Annotated in this window: 17 protein-coding genes; 2 read left to right on the forward strand and 15 right to left on the reverse strand. The window is 69.9% G+C overall.

Annotation, left to right across the window (positions count from 1 at the left end; translation table 11 throughout):
- The first annotated feature begins 5 nt into the window (after window positions 1–5).
- Window positions 6–131 carry a hypothetical protein gene (locus tag AC2YHJ_RS05675; protein WP_487394547.1) on the forward strand — a complete coding sequence of 42 codons (126 nt, stop codon included), beginning with the start codon at window positions 6–8 and terminating at the stop codon, window positions 129–131.
- A 10-nt stretch (window positions 132–141) separates the two neighbouring features.
- On the opposite strand, the gene AC2YHJ_RS05680 is transcribed toward AC2YHJ_RS05675, so the two are convergent.
- From AC2YHJ_RS05680 to AC2YHJ_RS05740, 13 genes are all read right to left on the reverse strand, one after another.
- On the reverse strand, window positions 142–498 hold the full coding sequence (locus tag AC2YHJ_RS05680; RefSeq protein WP_487394548.1) for a DUF3592 domain-containing protein: 357 nt from the start codon (window positions 496–498) through the stop codon (window positions 142–144).
- Window positions 498–1,748 (reverse strand): molybdopterin molybdotransferase MoeA, encoded by a 1,251-nt coding sequence (locus tag AC2YHJ_RS05685; RefSeq protein WP_487394550.1) that lies wholly within the window; start codon window positions 1,746–1,748, stop codon window positions 498–500. The genes AC2YHJ_RS05680 and AC2YHJ_RS05685 overlap by 1 nt, the downstream gene beginning before the upstream one ends.
- Window positions 1,749–2,279 (reverse strand): molybdopterin-guanine dinucleotide biosynthesis protein B, encoded by a 531-nt coding sequence (mobB, locus tag AC2YHJ_RS05690; protein ID WP_487394551.1) that lies wholly within the window; start codon window positions 2,277–2,279, stop codon window positions 1,749–1,751.
- Between the two features lie 76 nt (window positions 2,280–2,355).
- Complete coding sequence (locus tag AC2YHJ_RS05695; protein ID WP_487394553.1) at window positions 2,356–3,345, reverse strand: formate dehydrogenase subunit gamma; 990 nt, start codon at window positions 3,343–3,345, stop codon at window positions 2,356–2,358.
- A 13-nt stretch (window positions 3,346–3,358) separates the two neighbouring features.
- Window positions 3,359–3,955: a formate dehydrogenase FDH3 subunit beta gene (gene fdh3B, locus AC2YHJ_RS05700; protein WP_487394554.1), complete on the reverse strand. Its 597-nt coding sequence runs from the start codon at window positions 3,953–3,955 to the stop codon at window positions 3,359–3,361.
- A gap of 15 nt (window positions 3,956–3,970) precedes the next feature.
- Window positions 3,971–6,892 carry a formate dehydrogenase subunit alpha gene (locus AC2YHJ_RS05705; protein WP_487394556.1) on the reverse strand — a complete coding sequence of 974 codons (2,922 nt, stop codon included), beginning with the start codon at window positions 6,890–6,892 and terminating at the stop codon, window positions 3,971–3,973.
- A 27-nt stretch (window positions 6,893–6,919) separates the two neighbouring features.
- Window positions 6,920–7,168, reverse strand: coding sequence for a hypothetical protein (locus AC2YHJ_RS05710; RefSeq protein ID WP_487394557.1), 249 nt, complete (start codon window positions 7,166–7,168; stop codon window positions 6,920–6,922).
- Window positions 7,169–7,189: 21 nt separating this feature from the next.
- Entirely contained in the window at window positions 7,190–7,792 is a 603-nt protein-coding gene (locus tag AC2YHJ_RS05715; RefSeq protein ID WP_487394558.1) for a TorD/DmsD family molecular chaperone, read from the reverse strand.
- A gap of 100 nt (window positions 7,793–7,892) precedes the next feature.
- Window positions 7,893–8,462 carry a DUF3306 domain-containing protein gene (locus AC2YHJ_RS05720; protein ID WP_487394559.1) on the reverse strand — a complete coding sequence of 190 codons (570 nt, stop codon included), beginning with the start codon at window positions 8,460–8,462 and terminating at the stop codon, window positions 7,893–7,895.
- Window positions 8,459–8,971: a DUF3305 domain-containing protein gene (locus tag AC2YHJ_RS05725; RefSeq protein ID WP_487394560.1), complete on the reverse strand. Its 513-nt coding sequence runs from the start codon at window positions 8,969–8,971 to the stop codon at window positions 8,459–8,461. The genes AC2YHJ_RS05720 and AC2YHJ_RS05725 overlap by 4 nt, the downstream gene beginning before the upstream one ends.
- Entirely contained in the window at window positions 8,968–10,008 is a 1,041-nt protein-coding gene (locus tag AC2YHJ_RS05730; protein WP_487394562.1) for a DUF6352 family protein, read from the reverse strand. The genes AC2YHJ_RS05725 and AC2YHJ_RS05730 overlap by 4 nt, the downstream gene beginning before the upstream one ends.
- Window positions 10,005–10,553, reverse strand: coding sequence for a DUF6505 family protein (locus tag AC2YHJ_RS05735; protein ID WP_487394563.1), 549 nt, complete (start codon window positions 10,551–10,553; stop codon window positions 10,005–10,007). The genes AC2YHJ_RS05730 and AC2YHJ_RS05735 overlap by 4 nt, the downstream gene beginning before the upstream one ends.
- Window positions 10,550–11,245, reverse strand: a complete 696-nt coding sequence (locus AC2YHJ_RS05740) for a biotin/lipoate--protein ligase family protein (protein ID WP_487394565.1) — start codon at window positions 11,243–11,245, stop codon at window positions 10,550–10,552. Before AC2YHJ_RS05740 ends, AC2YHJ_RS05735 begins: the two co-directional genes overlap by 4 nt.
- Window positions 11,246–11,333: 88 nt before the next feature.
- On the opposite strand from AC2YHJ_RS05740, the gene AC2YHJ_RS05745 reads away from it, so the two are divergent.
- Window positions 11,334–13,376 carry a 4Fe-4S dicluster domain-containing protein gene (locus AC2YHJ_RS05745; RefSeq protein ID WP_487394566.1) on the forward strand — a complete coding sequence of 681 codons (2,043 nt, stop codon included), beginning with the start codon at window positions 11,334–11,336 and terminating at the stop codon, window positions 13,374–13,376.
- A gap of 363 nt (window positions 13,377–13,739) precedes the next feature.
- On the opposite strand, the gene aroC is transcribed toward AC2YHJ_RS05745, so the two are convergent.
- Window positions 13,740–14,846, reverse strand: a complete 1,107-nt coding sequence (aroC, locus tag AC2YHJ_RS05750; RefSeq protein ID WP_487394568.1) for a chorismate synthase — start codon at window positions 14,844–14,846, stop codon at window positions 13,740–13,742.
- 7 nt (window positions 14,847–14,853) lie between these two features.
- Window positions 14,854–15,171, reverse strand: a complete 318-nt coding sequence (locus tag AC2YHJ_RS05755) for a hypothetical protein (RefSeq protein ID WP_487394569.1) — start codon at window positions 15,169–15,171, stop codon at window positions 14,854–14,856.
- Window positions 15,172–15,208: the final 37 nt, after the last annotated feature.

The following is a 15,208-nucleotide window of genomic DNA, read 5'->3' on the forward strand; positions in this document are numbered from 1 at the left end:
CCAGAATGAAGGCCATCCTGTCGGGCATCGTCATCGCGGTCATCGTCGCGGTCGGCGCGGCCTATGTCCTCGACACCAGGTTCCAGCAGACGGCGCAGGTCGCCTTTACGACCTCGGGCGCACGGATCTGACGCGCCGGCGTCAGCGCAGCAGCTGCGCGACGCCAAGCCCCGCCAGCGCCAGCCCCACCACCAGGCCGATCCCAGGCGGGCCCGGCAGGTCCACGCGGTCCGGCGCCACCGGGTCGTAGAGCAAGCGCACCCGCCCATTCTCCGCCCGCCGCGCCACCAGGCGCAGATCGCGGGTGAGCACGCTGACCGGCGCACCATCGGGCAGGATAAAGTCGATGCGCCAGGACGGGCCGGTCGCTTCGGGCAGGAAGGTGATCCGCGCCTCGGTGCTCCGCCAGGTCCGGCGACGGATCAGGCCGCGCAGGTCGTGCCGCATCAGCACCACGCCCAGGGCGCAGAGCAACAGCGCCGAAATGGCGGCGTCCACTACAGCATGCCGGCGAAGGGCAGCACGGTGATGGCGTCGCCCGGCGCCACGGCGGTGATTGCCTCCGGCAATTCGGCGAAGCCGTGCGATTCCGTCAGTGACGTCAGCAAGCCCGCGCCCTCGCGCGGGAATTTGCGCGCACGTGTCTGCCCGTCCGCTGTTGCCAGCGTGACGCGGACGTATTCGCGCCGCCCTGCCTTCTTGCGATAGGCGAAGTCCGCCGTCACGGCGAAGCGCGGCAGCGGCCGGTCCTCGGCCCCGGCCAGGCGCAGCAGCAGCGGCCGCGCGAGGTGCAGGAAGCACACCACCGCAGCCACCGGATTGCCCGGCAGCCCGATCACGGGCGTCCCTTCCACCACGCCCATCGCCGCCGGGCGCCCCGGCTTCACGGCGAGGCGCCAGAACACCAGCCGTCCGCCCGTCTTGATGGCGGCGCGGACATGGTCCTCCTCCCCGGTCGAGACACCGCCGCTGGTCAACAGCACGTCATGGTCGCGCGCGGCCTTGGCCAGAGCGACGGCAGTGCGGACGGGGTCGTCGGGCAGGATGCCGAGGTCGCGCGCCTCGCAGGGCAGGCCCGCGAGCAGCGCGAGCAGCGTGAAGCGGTTGCTGTCATAGGTTTGCGCCGGCCCCAACTCGCCGCCCGGTTCAGCCAGTTCATCCCCGGTCGAGAAGACACCCACGCGCGGCCGCCGCCGCACCGCCAGGACCGCCTGGCCGAGCGCCGCAGCCAGCCCCGCCTCGGCCGGGCCGATCAACCGGCCGGCGGGCAGCGCCAGCGCACCGAGCGCGACGTCCTCCCCCGCCGGGCGGGCATTCGCACCGCGCTTGAGGCCCTGCGGCACCAGTATGGCGGAACCGTCCTGCGCCACGTCCTCCTGCATCACGCAGGTGTCGGCACCGGGGGGCATCGGCGCGCCGGTGAAAACGCGCATCGCCTCCCCCGGCGCGACCGGCCGCGCGGCGGCCTGCCCAGCGGCGACGCGCCCGGCCTCGACCAGTCGCGTCGGCGCGTCGGGCAGCAGATCGGCATGACGGAAGGCCCAGCCATCCACGGCGGCATTCGCGAAGGGCGGCAGCGGCGTTCCGGCAAGAAGGTCGCGCGCCAGCACCCGGCCGCGCGCGGCAGTCAGCGGCACCTGCTCCTCGCCCTCGGCGGCGGGGATGCGGTCGATGATCAGCGCCTGCGCCTCCTCCACCGACATGAGGGTGCCGCCGAAGGCGAAGCAGTCGTCGCTGAGTTGCGCCACTCAGGCCTCCTGCCGCTGCGCCCAGGCTACGGCCTCGAGCGGCGCGGCGTGGGCCAGCACGAGCGCGGCGATCGCCTCGATGTCGTCGAGATGCGCGCGCGGCAGGTCGTAGGGCGCGGGCACGTCGGAAGCGACGGCGACGATCCCCGGCATGTCGGGACGCATCCAGGGCTTCTCGTTGGCGGCGCGATGGATCTCGATCTTCGGATGCGCGTCGCGCTTGAAGCCCTCGACAATGATCAGATCCACGGGGTCCATGCGCGCGACGAGTTCGGGCAGCGTCGGCTCCCGCGCCGTGCGCAGTTCCGTCATCAGCGCCCAGCGCGCACCGGATGCGACCATGACCTGCTGCGCCCCGGCGCGGCGATGCTCATACGAATCCTTGCCCGGCACATCGACATCGAAGCGATGATGGGCGTGCTTCAGCGTCGACACCGCAAGCCCGCGTCCGATCAGGCTGGGCAGCAGCTTGATCATCAGGGTCGTCTTGCCTGCCCCGCTCCAGCCGGCGAGGCCGATGATGCGCGTCACGTCTGTTCCCCGAAATACGACGGGCGCATGACCATCGCCATGCGCCCGCGTGATGTGCGTCCCGGAACGGGCGCCGTCAATCGGCGCCGGCAGCCTTCGCGCTGTCCGGCTGGGCGGCGCCGCGGCCCTTGGCCATCTCCTGCGCGACCCAGAGGTTGTGATGCTGCTTCGCCCAGTTCAGGTCCACCTGGCCGGTGGTCATCGCCTCGACCGCGCCGTCCATGCCGACCGTGCCGATGTAGATATGCGCCAGCATCACCGCGATCATCAGCACCGCGACGATGCTGTGGATCATGTGGCTGAGCTGCATGCCGTTCACGTCGGCGAAGACGAAGGGGAAGACCAGCATGTAGCCGGTCACCGTCACCGCCGCGCCGCCGAGCACGGTGATCCAGAAGATCCCCTTCTGCCCGGCATTGAAGCGGCCGCTGTCGGGTTCCCCATGCCCGACCAGGCCACCGCCGGCCTTCAACCAGCGGATATCAGTGCCGTTCGGAATGTTGTCCTTCGCCCAGATCAGCACCATCAGCACCAGGCCGAGGGTGAAGGGGAAGGCCAGGAAGTTGTGGGCCATCTTGCCCCAATGGCTGATCGCGGTGAACGCTTCCGGCCCCACCAGCGGCAGCAGGATGTGGCGGCCGAAGGTCAGGTTCAGCCCCGACAGCGCCAGCACGATGAAGCTGGACGCGACCATCCAATGGTTTGCGCGCTCGAAGACATTGAAGCGCAGGATGGTGCGGCCCGACCGCCCACCCTCGATCGGGATGCGTCCCTTGGCCAGGCGGAACACGGCCAGCAGGGCGAACATGCCCAGCACCGCGATGCCGCCCACCCAGGCCAGCGTCACATTGTGGAATTCACGCCATTCGCGGCCCTGCGGCTGGATGAGGTTCGCCGCGCGCTGGTCGGGAATGGTGATGCGGCCATGCACGGGTTCGCCACGCAGCAGTGCCTGGATGGCGAGTTCGTCGGCCAACGGTGGCGTGGCCGTCGTGCCCTGCGCGAAGGCAGGGCCGGCACCGGCACAGGCCAGTGCGAGAAGCAAGGCGAGGATGCGGATCTTCATCGCGGTGCCTCCCTCAGATCGCCACGGTTTCGCGATAGGCGGTACGCCAGCCCCAGGCGCCTGAGCCGTAGCCGCGCCGCTGCACGCGTTCACGGTAGATCTGGGCGATCACCTCGCCATCGCCGGCGAGCAGCGCCTTGGTCGAACACATCTCGGCGCAGAGCGGCAGCTTGCCTTGTGCCAGGCGGTTCGATCCGTACTGGATGTACTCCGCCTCGGAGTTGTCGGCCTGCGGGCCGCCGGCGCAGTAGGTGCACTTGTCCATCTTGCCACGGCTGCCGAAATTGCCGAGGCGCGGATACTGCGGCGCACCGAAGGGGCAGGCGTAGAAGCAGTAGCCGCAGCCGATGCACAGGTCCTTGTCGTGCAGCACCACCGCATCGGCCGTGGTGTAGAAGCACGACACCGGGCAGACCGCCGCGCAGGGCGCATCCGTACAGTGCATGCAGGCCATGGAGACCGACCGTTCCCCCGGCTTGCCGTCATTGATGGTGACGACGCGGCGGCGGTTGATGCCCCAGGGCACCTCGTTCTCGTTCTTGCAGGCGGTGACGCAGGCGTTGCATTCGATGCAGCGCTCGGCGTCGAGCAGGAACTTCATGCGGGCCATTGTCCGTGCCCTCCCTCAAGCCGCGCGGATCTGACAGAGAGTGACCTTGGTTTCCTGCATGAAGGTCACGGGATCGTAGCCGTAGGTTGTGACGGTGTTCACCGATTCGCCGAGCACGATGGGATCGGCGCCCTGCGGATAGCGGCTTCGCTGATCCTCCTGCATGAACCAACCGGCGAAGTGGAAGGGCATCCACGCCACGCCGGGGCCCACGCGCTCGGTCACCAGCGCCTTGACCCGCACCGCCTTGCCTTGCGGCATCTCGGGACCGTTCACGAGCACCCAGCCGCCGTCACGGATGTTCCGCGACGCCGCGTCGGCAGGGTTGATCTCGACGAACATGTCCTGCTGAAGCTCCGCGAGCCACCTGTTCGACCGCGTCTCCTCGCCGCCGCCCTCGTATTCCACCAGACGGCCGGAGGAGAGGATGATCGGGAAGTTCGGCGCGAGGTCTTTGGCCCGGTTCTGCACCGTCTGACCGATGTTCGGCAGCCGGAAGGCGCGGCGGTCCGACAGCGTCGGATACTGCGCGATCAGGTCGGTGCGCGGCGTGTAGATCGGCTCGCGGTGCACCGGCACGGGGTCCGGCAGGTTCCACGCATTGGCGCGGGCCTTGGCGTTGCCATAGGGCACGCAGCCATGCTCCATGGCGACGCGGATGATGCCGGCGGAAAGGTCGGTGGCCCAGGACGCCGTGCCGCCTTGCCGCGCGATCTGCGCCTTCTCCGCCTCCGTCAGCTGGTCGAGCCACCCAAGGCGCTGCAGCACCGCCGTGGTGAATTCGGGATAGCCATCGGTCAGTTCGGAGCCCTTGGAATAGGAGCCCTCGGCCAGCAGCGAGACGCCGTTGCGCTCCACGCCGAAGCGCGCACGGAAGGTGCCGCCGCCTTCCTTCACATGCAGGTTGGTGTTGTAGAGGATGTGCGTGCCGGGATGCTTCATCTCCGGCGTGCCCCAGCAGGGCCAGGGCAGGCCGTAGAACTCGCCGGCGACCGGCGTGCCTTCCTTGCCGCGCAGGGTCACCAGGTCGAAATGCTGCTGGTTCGCCATGTGCAGCTTCAGGCGCTCCGGCGACTGGCCGGAATAGCCGGTGCTGAGCGCGCCGCGGTTCATCTCCTTCAGGATGCTCTCCGCGGTCGGCTCCTGCCCGTTCACCTGGTAGGATTTGAACATCTCCGCCTGGAAGCGGATGGTCATGCTGCGCCGCTCCGCCGCGCGATCGAGCGCGCCGGCCAGGCGGTACATCGCCTCATAGTCGTTCTTCGATTCGAACAGCGGCTTGACGATCTGCTCGCCCCACTGGAGCGAACGGTTCGACGCCGTCCTGCTGCCCGTGCATTCGAGCTGCGTGCAGATCGGCAGCAGGTAGGTGTTGTCCTGCCGGTTCGCCAGCACAGCGAAGGTGGTCGGAACCGGATCGGCCACCACCAGCAGGTCGAGCTTCTCAAGCCCGCGGGCGGCTTCGGGCATGCGGGTGACGGTGTTGCCGCCATGGCCGAACACCACCATGCCCTTCAGGTTGTCGCGCTGCTGCACCTGGTCCTTCGGCAGCAGGATGGCATCGAAGTAGCGTGTCGTCGGAATGCCCGGCGTCTCGGCCATCTGCGGGCTGTCGAACCGCGACATCATGCTTTCGTAGCTGACATCCCAGACGCGTGACCAATGCCGCCAGGCATTGGCGTCGAGGCCGTAGTAGTGCGGCAGCGTCACGACATCGAGGCCGACATCGGTCGCGCCCTGCACGTTGCAGTGGCCACGGAAGATGTTGGCGCCGTTGCCGTTGCCGCCGACATTGCCGGTGGCCAGCGTCAATACGCAGAAGGCGCGCACATTGGCGGTGCCCACGGTGTGCTGGGTCGCGCCCATGCACCAGATGAGCGTCGCCGGCTTCTCCTTCGCGAACTTCTCCGCGACCTTGCGCAGCTGCGCCTCCGGCACGCCGGTGACCCGCTCGACCTCCTGCGGATTCCACTTCGCGACCTCGGCGCGGATGTCGTCCATGCCGTAGACGCGCTGGCGGATGAACTCCTTGTCCTCCCAGCCATTCTGGAAGATGTGCCAGAGCATACCCCAGACCACCGGGATGTCGGTGCCCGGGCGGATGCGCACATATTCGGTCGCGTGCGCCGCCGTGCGCGTGAAGCGCGGATCGATGACGATCATGTTGGCGCGGTTCATCTCCTTGCCCGACAGCAGGTGCTGGAGCGAGACCGGATGCGCCTCGGCGGGATTGCCGCCCATGATGATCATCGTCTTGGAATTGCGGATGTCGTTGTAGCTGTTCGTCATCGCGCCGTAGCCCCAGGTATTGGCCACGCCGGCAACGGTCGTCGAATGGCAGATGCGCGCCTGGTGATCGACGTTGTTCGTCCCCCAGAAGGCGGCGAACTTCCGCATCAGGTAGGAACCCTCATTGGACTGCTTGGCGCTGCCGAGCCAGAAGACCGCGTCAGGCCCGCTCGCCTGGCGGATCGCCATCAGCTTGTCGGCGATCTCGTTCAGCGCGGTGTCCCAGTCGATCCGCTGCCACTGCCCGTTGACCTTCTTCATCGGGTACTTCAGGCGCCGTTCGCCATGCACCAGCTCGCGGATCGCCGCACCCTTCGCGCAATGCGTGCCGCGGTTGATCGGGCTGTCCCAGGACGGCTCCTGGCCAACCCAGACGCCGTTCTGCACTTCGGCCGTCACGGTGCAGCCCACCGAACAATGGGTGCAGATGTTCTTCACCCGCGTGACCGGCTCGGCATGGTTCACCGGTCCGGCCGCGGCGGGGCGCACCGTGGTCAGCGGAATGGCGCCGAGTGCGGACAGGCCGACGCCGGTGACACCCGCCTGCTTCAGGAAGGCGCGGCGATCAAGCCCGCCCGGGGACAGTCCGGCATAGGCCGCGGCAAGGCGCTGCCGGCCCGCGCGCGCTTCGGAACGCTTGATCAGCATGGGGTTTGCCTCCCTCTCGTTGCGCGCTCAGCCGCCGTAGCGGTTGGTGCGATAATAGGCCTGCACGTCGGCGGCATTGGGCTGGTAGCGCGCCTTGATGCGCTCGGCCGCGTCCTCCTTGCGTGCGAGCGCCGGCGGCACGGCATCGGCGCGTTGCGGGTCATAGGTCCCGGCCGCCTCGACGGTCCCGGCGGCGGCCGCGGCGGCAACGCCGCCAAGGCCCAGCGCCCGCAGGAAGCCCCGGCGCTCGGCCACGTCACTGTCCTTCGTGCTCATCTCACCCGTCTCCCAGAACCCTCATGCCGGCAGCCCCATGGCCGCCTGCTCGATCTCGATCGCGGTGCGGCCGAGCCGCCCGACGGCGCCGTAGAAGCGCGCCGCCCCCGTTGATTCGAGATCGGTGAAAAAGCGGCCCGCCCAGGGCCGCATGTGCGTGTCGAAGAAATCCTCGGCCGCGGCGGCGCCGCCCTCGAAGCTGCCGGACAGCAGCCCGGCATAGACCTCGCAGACCGTGCCGATGTGGTCTTCCGGTTCGGCGATGCCCTCGCTGCGTTCCAGCCCGAGCCGTGCGAGCGCGCCGCGGATCTCCGCGAGCGGGCGTTCATGCAGGAAGCCGGTGATGTAGTAGGAGGCGAAGGGCAGCAACTCGCCGCGCCCGAGGCCGACGAACAGGTCGTGGAATTCGCGTTCCGCGGCGACGCTGTCGGTCGCCGCCGCCGCGCGGGCCAGGGCGCCATAGGCCTCGCCAAGTGTGGTGCGGTCGCCGCGCAGACGGGCCAGAGCATCGAGCAGCATGGCATCGGGCGCAGCCACGAGGAGACGGCCGAGAAGTGCGAACAACCTCGCGCGCTCGGTCGTGATCGACCCGCCAACCCTGTCACCGTCGCCCGTCATGGACATGCCGCGACTGCTCCCGGTCCTCCCATTTCCGACAATTTTACTCTGAGTAGGCTGCGCAAAACAACTCCATGAAATCGTTACGAGTTCTTGCGAATTCCTATCAATTCGGCAGAGCGGAACCATGGCGGCGCGGCGTGGGCGCGGGGGTGTCAGCGGCCTCGGCGGCCGGCGCCTCGGCGAGCGCGACCGGCGCTGGCGGCACGGCCTGGTCCACAGTCGGTGCGGGGGCCTCGCTGTCCGGTTCCGCGACGGGCGATGCCGTGGCCGGGGTGTCCTCCGGTACACCGAAGACGCGGGCGAGCATGTCCTTGATGTTGCCCGTCAGGTCGAACGAGGCGCCGGGCACGCCATCGGGCGCGTTGTAATCCCAGGCGTAGTCGGCGGGACCAACGAAGTCGCGGATCGCCGGATCAAGCGACCACGCCTTGCGCAGCGCCGCGCGCTTCAGCGCCTCCGGCACTTCCTTGCGCAGGAAGGCGGCGAAGTCGCTTTCGATCGACAGGCTCTCGATCGGTGGCAGGGTGGTGATGTCGAAGGGCGGTTCCTCCGGCGCCGGAGCGAGCGGCTCCGCGGGGCCCGGTTCGACCGCGACCGGTTCCTCGGCCGGCTGCCCGGCCTCCGCGGCGCGCTTGCGCCGCGACCAGCGGGAGAGGAAGCCTTCCTCGCTCATGTCTCCTCCAGCCGCGAACGGCGGCCAAGTGCTTCGGTATCCGCCCGGTCGCGCTTGCGCTTGTGGAATTCACGCGGCTTGTGGTGTTCGGCGATGAAGCCTTCGAGAACCACCCGCAGCCCGGCCGGCAACGGCAGCGCCTCCAGCAGGTCGGAGCCCGGTCCGGCGTAGAGTTCCGCTTCCCCCGCATCGACGGTGACGGCCTGCAGCCGATACCCGGGGGCCTGTTCCACCGGACGGAGCACGACCCAGATGCGCGGATTCTCCTGCTGCAGGTTGTGGATGTAGTTGTCGGTGTCGGTCGGATGCAGCGCCACCTCGGCGATGCCGGCGAAGAACAGGGTGCGGCCCGCTTCCTCCCGCAGCATGGTCCAGGGCGGCAGCGCCGGCGCGTCCTCCAGCACCTCCCGCGCCACCCAGGCATGCTCGGCCCAGGGCGTCGCGCCAGGGCGGCGTTCGGCCACCACGCCGACCGAGATGTAAATGCTGCCCGGGACGTCCAGCGTCATGCCGCATCCTCCCGCGCCGTCAGCGGCAGGCCAGTGACGAGGTTCTGCGGCTTCATGCGCAGCCGGTTCGCCGCATCCATCGCGAGTGCGAGATAGACCGGCCGGCCCGCGACGCGCGGCAGCACGCGCGACGCATCACCGAATTCCAGCACGCCGAGCCAGAGGATGCGTGCGAGCCGTTCCTGCCGCACCTTCTTGCCGTTCCACAGATCGTTGGCGATCGCGCTCGCCTCGGCATCGAGACCGACATGCCAGGTCCAGTTGGCATCCTCGATGACCGGCACGGCGCGTATCGTCACCGCTTCCCCGAACAGATGGGCGATGAAGCGTTCCAGCGCGCGGGCGATGCCCCGCTGCCCGTCGCGTCCCTCGGCGATGTCGAGCGCGAAGTCATGCGCATCCGATCGCCCGTGATAGAGATGCGCATTGGCGTCGCCCAGCACGTCGAGTTCGACCTCGCGCGGCGGTGCGCCGGCTTCGACCAGCAATTGGCCGAGTGCGCCGAAGCCGCCGTCGCGGCCGCGCATCTCGACGACCTCCTCATCCGCCAGCAGCATCGCGCCCTGGTGGATGGCGGCGCGCTGGGTGCGGAACAGCAATTCCCCCGCGCGCAGAGCGAAGGGATCGCCCTCCCCTTCAAGCGCCGCGCGGGCGACGAGATGCGTCAGCATCTGCAGCAGGATCGGCGGGATGCCGGCCACGCCGTCGCGATACAGCGCGATCCAGGCGGCCTCGAGCGAGGGCTGTGCGATCACGCGGTCGCGGAAGGCGAGGAAATGCCCGAAATTCTCCCGCGCATCCGCATCCGCCAGCGCGACGATCCGTGCAGACGACACGGCCTGCGCCGGGTCCTCCATCAGCGCGGCATGCAACGCGCGCTCGGCGTCACAGGCTTCCTCGGGCGGGATCAGTTCTGGCCGCGCGAGGAAGGCGCGCCACAGATCCGCCGTCGCGGCCAGGCGGCCATGCTCGGCCACGTCACAGAGGTGATGGCCGGAGGCGACCCAGAAGTCGCCGGGTGAAAGTGCCATGCTCATCGCGGTGTCCGTGCCATGCGCGCCAAGTCGGGCAGGATCGGTGCCTCCTCCTCGCCCTCGACCGACACGGCTGCGAAGACCGGCAGCGTCTCGAAGGCGCGATGTTCCTGCGGGCGTTCGTGCAGGGTGCGGAAGCGCTCGCGGACATCGCCGCCTTCGGCAGTGCGCGCCAGCGCGACCAGGGTGCCGGGCGGATGCTCGCACAGCGTCTCGGCGAAGGCGATCTCCTCCTCGGCGGCAGCGCGTGCCGCGGCATCGTCCGGCGCGCCATGGGCGCTGCGGATGTGGGCGGCGAGTGCGGCGACGGCCGCCTCGCGTTCCGCCGCGTTCGCCTCCGCGACCTCGACCAAGGTGGACCAGCCGAAGCTGGCAAGGCCGAGGAACCCCGCGCGGAACGCCTGGCGGCGCTTGCCTTCGAGTGCCGCCACATCGTCATCCCAGAAGCAGAAGCCGCCCGGGACCGCCCATTCGCCCGGATCGGCAGCGCGCGGGAACACCAGCGCGTCCGAAGCGTCAAGGCGGATCGTGCGCAGCAATCGCGTCATGCCGACACCGCCTCGGCCAGGGCCATCCGTTCCGGCGCGCCGTCGCGCTCGATGACGAGGTCTCCCGTCGCCGGGTCGATCCCGCGCCGTGTACCCTGCGCCAGCGCAGGATCGAGCCGCGCCAGATAGCGCTCCGCCACCACCCGGAAGCCGCCCGCCTGCCAATCCGCGAGCGTCGCCATCAGGTGCCGCGCCCAGGCCGCGGTCAGGTCGGCCGGCGTCACGTCGTCATAGCCTTCCTCGAACAGCGTCGTGCGGTCTGGCTGGCGCCCAGGCTCGGTGTCCACCGTGGCGGCGAAGGCGAGTTCGATACCGACCACGATCCAGCCCGGCACGGCCGCCTCGGCACAGCCAGGGGGTGCCGCGAATCGCGCCTGGCCGATCACGCCGCCATTCAGCCGGATCGTCGCCGGCCAGTCGAAGGTCAGCGGCAGTTCCGGCGGACCATAGGGACCGAGCGCATCCGCCGCGGCCACTAACCCGGCCAGCAGCGCCGGCCGCGCAGCGGACAACGCCTGCTCCGGCTCCAGCACCACCGCCGCTTCCACCCGCGCCCAGGACCGCACCCAGACGAGCGTGCCCGCGCCATGGTCCGGCGCCATCGCCACGGCGCGCGCCATAGCATCGCCACCCTCGCGCAGCGCGACGATGGGGGTGAAGACGCTCGGCAATTCGGGCAGGCCCTCGGACACGCGCTCCCTCGCAACACTGTTATGCTCGGCATATATGCCCGCGACCCTGCTGGTCCAGCAGGGCGCGCGCCGGAGGAAGTTTCTGTCGATGAGCGGAACGGTTGGGCGCATCGCCCTGGTGTGCAGTTGCGAAGACACCATGCGCCTCGACGCCAAGGCCATCGCGCGCGGCTGCGGGGCGGAACTGCGGGGCGCCGAGCAGCTCTGCATGGCGCAGCTCGACCGCTTCACCGCGGCGCTGGCCACCGGCCGCCCGCTGACCGTCGCCTGCACCGCCCAGGCCCCGCTGTTCACGCAGGAGGCCGAGCAGGCCGGCGCGCCCACCCCCACCTTCGTCAACATTCGCGAGCACGCCGGCTGGGCCGTCGAGGGCCGCAATGCCGGCGCCAAGATGGCCGCGCTGATCGCCGCCGCTGCCGAGCCGATGCCCGCGACGCCGCTGGTGCCACTGGAAAGCCAGGGTGTGACGCTGGTGCTTGGCCGCGATGCCGTGGCGCTGGAGGCCGCGTCCCGGCTGCAGGATCGGCTCGACCTGACCGTGCTGCTGACCGGCGCGGAGGATGTGACACCGGCCCGCGCCGCGCCCTTCCCGGTGATCAAGGGCCGTGCGCGCGCCGCGACCGGCTGGCTCGGCGCCTTCGAGGTGACGGTCGATGGCGCCGCGCTGCCGCGCCCATCCTCCCGCGCCCGCTATGAGTGGGGTCCGGGCAAGGATGGCGCGACGAGCCACGCCGATATCGTGATCGACCTGACGGGCAACCCGCCGCTGTTCCCGACGCCGGAGGTGCGCCAGGGCTATCTGCGCGCCGACCCGGCAGATGCCGCGGCGGTGGAACGTACCATCGCCGCCGCCGGTGATCTCGTCGGCACCTTCGACAAGCCGCGCTTCGTCGCCTTCGACGGCGCGCTCTGTGCCCATGCGCGCAACCGGCGCAACGGCTGCACGCGCTGCATCGATCTCTGTCCTACCGGGGCGATCACGCCGGGCACCGGGCCGCTCAAGGACCAGGTGGTGATCAGCGCGGAGATCTGCGCGGGATGCGGCGCCTGTGCCGCCGTCTGCCCGACCGGTGCGGCGACCTACACGCTGCCGCCGCCGGCTGCGCTGGCACGCCGGCTGCGCCGGTTGCTGCTGGCCTATCGCGAGGCCGGTGGCGAGGCGCCGGTGCTGCTGCTGCACGACGCCGCGCAGGGCGAACCGCTGCTCGATGCCCTGTCGCGCCACGGCGATGGATTGCCCGCCCGCGTGCTGCCGCTGCTGGTGAACGAGCCGACGGCGCTCGACCTGTCGCTGATCGCCGGCGCCTTCGCCTGGGGCGCGAGCGCCCTGCGCGTACTGCTGCCTGGCAAGCGGAAGCATGGCGCGGAAGGGCTGCTGCGCAACCTCGACTACGCCAATGCGGCACTGGCCGGGACGGGCCTTGAGCACGCAGTCCCGCGCGCGGCGGTGGTGGAGACCGACGATCCCTTCAGCCTCGGCGAGGCCCTGGCCGCCCTGCCCCGCGCGCCCTTCGCCTTCGCGCCATCCACCCACCAGGCGATCGGCACGCCGCGCGAGATGGCGCTGCAGGCCTTCCGCGCGCTGCGCAGTGCGGCAGCGGCGCATGTCGAGGCGGTGCCGATGCCGCCGTTGGCACCCTTCGGGCTCGCGCGCGTCGATGCCGCAGGCTGCACGCTCTGCCTCGCCTGCACCTCCGTCTGCCCGACCTCGGCCTTCAGCGCCAATCCCGAGACGCCGCAGTTGCGCTTCCTCGAGAATGCCTGCGTGCAATGCGGGTTGTGCGTCGCGACCTGCCCGGAGAAAGTCATCGCGCTGGAACCGCGGCTGAACTTCGCCGAGGCCGCCGCATCGCCGCAGGTGGTGAAGCAGGAAGAACCCGCCGCCTGCCCGCGCTGCGGCACACTGTTCGGCACGAAATCCTCCATCGCGCGGGTGAAGGCGAAGCTGTCGGCGCATTGGATGTTCGCCGATCCCGAGCGCGCCGCGATCCTCGACCTCTGCGAATCCTGCCGCATCACCGAGGCGACGACCGGCGGGCTCGATCCGTACGCCGGCCCGGACCGGCCGGCGGTGAAGACCACCGAGGACTATCTGCGCGAGGCGGAGCGCAAACGGCGCGGCGAAGCGTGAGGCCGACGGGCCAGTCGCGGCACAGCTCATTGGAGAGGGGCGCTGCCCCTCTCCAAACCTCACCCCGCCAGGATGCAGTGCATCCTGGACCACCGGAACCTGGTGCCGGGCGTTCCATCGACGCACCGGAGCAACGCTTCCGATCCGCAGTGGTATTTTTAGCACTTTAGGATTTTAGGATTTTAGGATTTTATTGCTTTATTCTTCCTGCGCGGCGCGCCGGCAAGCGTGACGATGCGGCAAGCGGGCCGTGGCCCGCGGGCGTGGCATGGGCGATGATGCCTGGAATATTATCCTGATTCATGCCGGGAGACCAGCGCGAATTCACGCTGGCGCGGCCCAACAGCAGCCGCGCGCCCGTCCTCAGTTCCGCGGCAGCCGCGCCACGCTCGGTGCATCCGGGTTCTGCGCCCGGTGCCGCAGCAGGTGGTCCGCCAGCACGATGGCGAGCATCGCCTCGCCCACCGGCACCGCGCGGATGCCCACGCAGGGGTCATGGCGGCCCTTGGTCTGCACCTCGACCTCCCGCCCCTGGCGGTCCACCGCGGCGCGCGGGGTCAGGATCGAGGAGGTCGGCTTCACCGCGAAGCGCGCGACGATGGGCTGGCCGGTGCTGATGCCGCCGAGGATCCCGCCCGCATGGTTGGACTGGAAGGCGACGGTGCCATCGGCATTCATCCGCATCTCGTCGGCGTTCTCGGCACCTGTCAGGGCGGCCGCGCCGAAGCCGTCGCCGATCTCGACCCCCTTCACGGCGTTGATCGACATCAGCGCCGAAGCGAGGTCGGCATCCAACTTGCCGTAGATCGGCGCGCCGAGGCCGGGGGCCACGCCCTCGGCGACCACCTCGATGACGGCACCAACGGAATTGCCGGATTTGCGCAGGTCGAGCAGCCGTTCCTCCCACCGCGCGGCCGCCGCGCGGTCAGGGCAGAAGAAGGCGTTCTCCTCCACCGCCGCCCAGTCCCAGGCCACGGGATCGACCCAGTCGCCGCCGATCGACACCAGCGCGCCACGGATGCGGACGTCGGGTCCGAGCACCTTGCGCGCCACAGCGCCGGCGGCGACGCGCATCGCCGTCTCGCGCGCCGAGGACCGGCCGCCGCCGCGATAGTCGCGGATGCCGTATTTCAGTTCATAGGTGACGTCCGCATGGCCGGGGCGGAAACGCTCGGCGATCTCGGAATAATCCTTGGAGCGCTGGTCGGTGTTCTCGATGTGCAGCGCGATGGGCGTGCCCGTCGTCAGCCCCTCGAAGACGCCGGAAAGGATGCGGACCTGGTCGGGTTCCTGGCGTTGCGTCACGAATTTCGACTGACCCGGGCGGCGCTTGTCGAGCCACGGCTGGATGTCGGCCTCGGTCAGCGCGAGGCGCGGCGGCACGCCATCCACCACGCAGCCGATGGCGGGACCGTGGGATTCGCCCCAGGTGGTGAAGCGGAACAGGTGGCCGAAGGTGTTGTGGGACATGGGATGCTCAGCGCGCGGCGAGGGTGCAAGTGACGCCGAGCACGCGGGTATCGTCCGTCGTGCGACGGCTCATGGTGCGGAAGCTGTCGGGCTCGCAGATACCGGATTGCTGCAGGACGATCGCCTGGCCAGCGATGGTCATGGCGACGCGCAGCCGGCTGCCGGCGGGGCAGCGCTGGCGGTTGACGTCGGCGATCACCTCCGCGGCGGTGCGCGGCGCGTCGGATGACGCAGCACAGGACGCAGGCTGCTGCGCCAGCGCGGGCGCGGCGAGCGTGAGGCCGATCAGGGCCGGCAGAACGGGGCGGATGGTCGGTCGGGCCATGGACTACCGGGCTTAGAGCAGATCGCGCGGTGGCGGG

The sequence above is a fragment of the Roseomonas sp. SRI_022 genome, assembly GCF_057586215.1.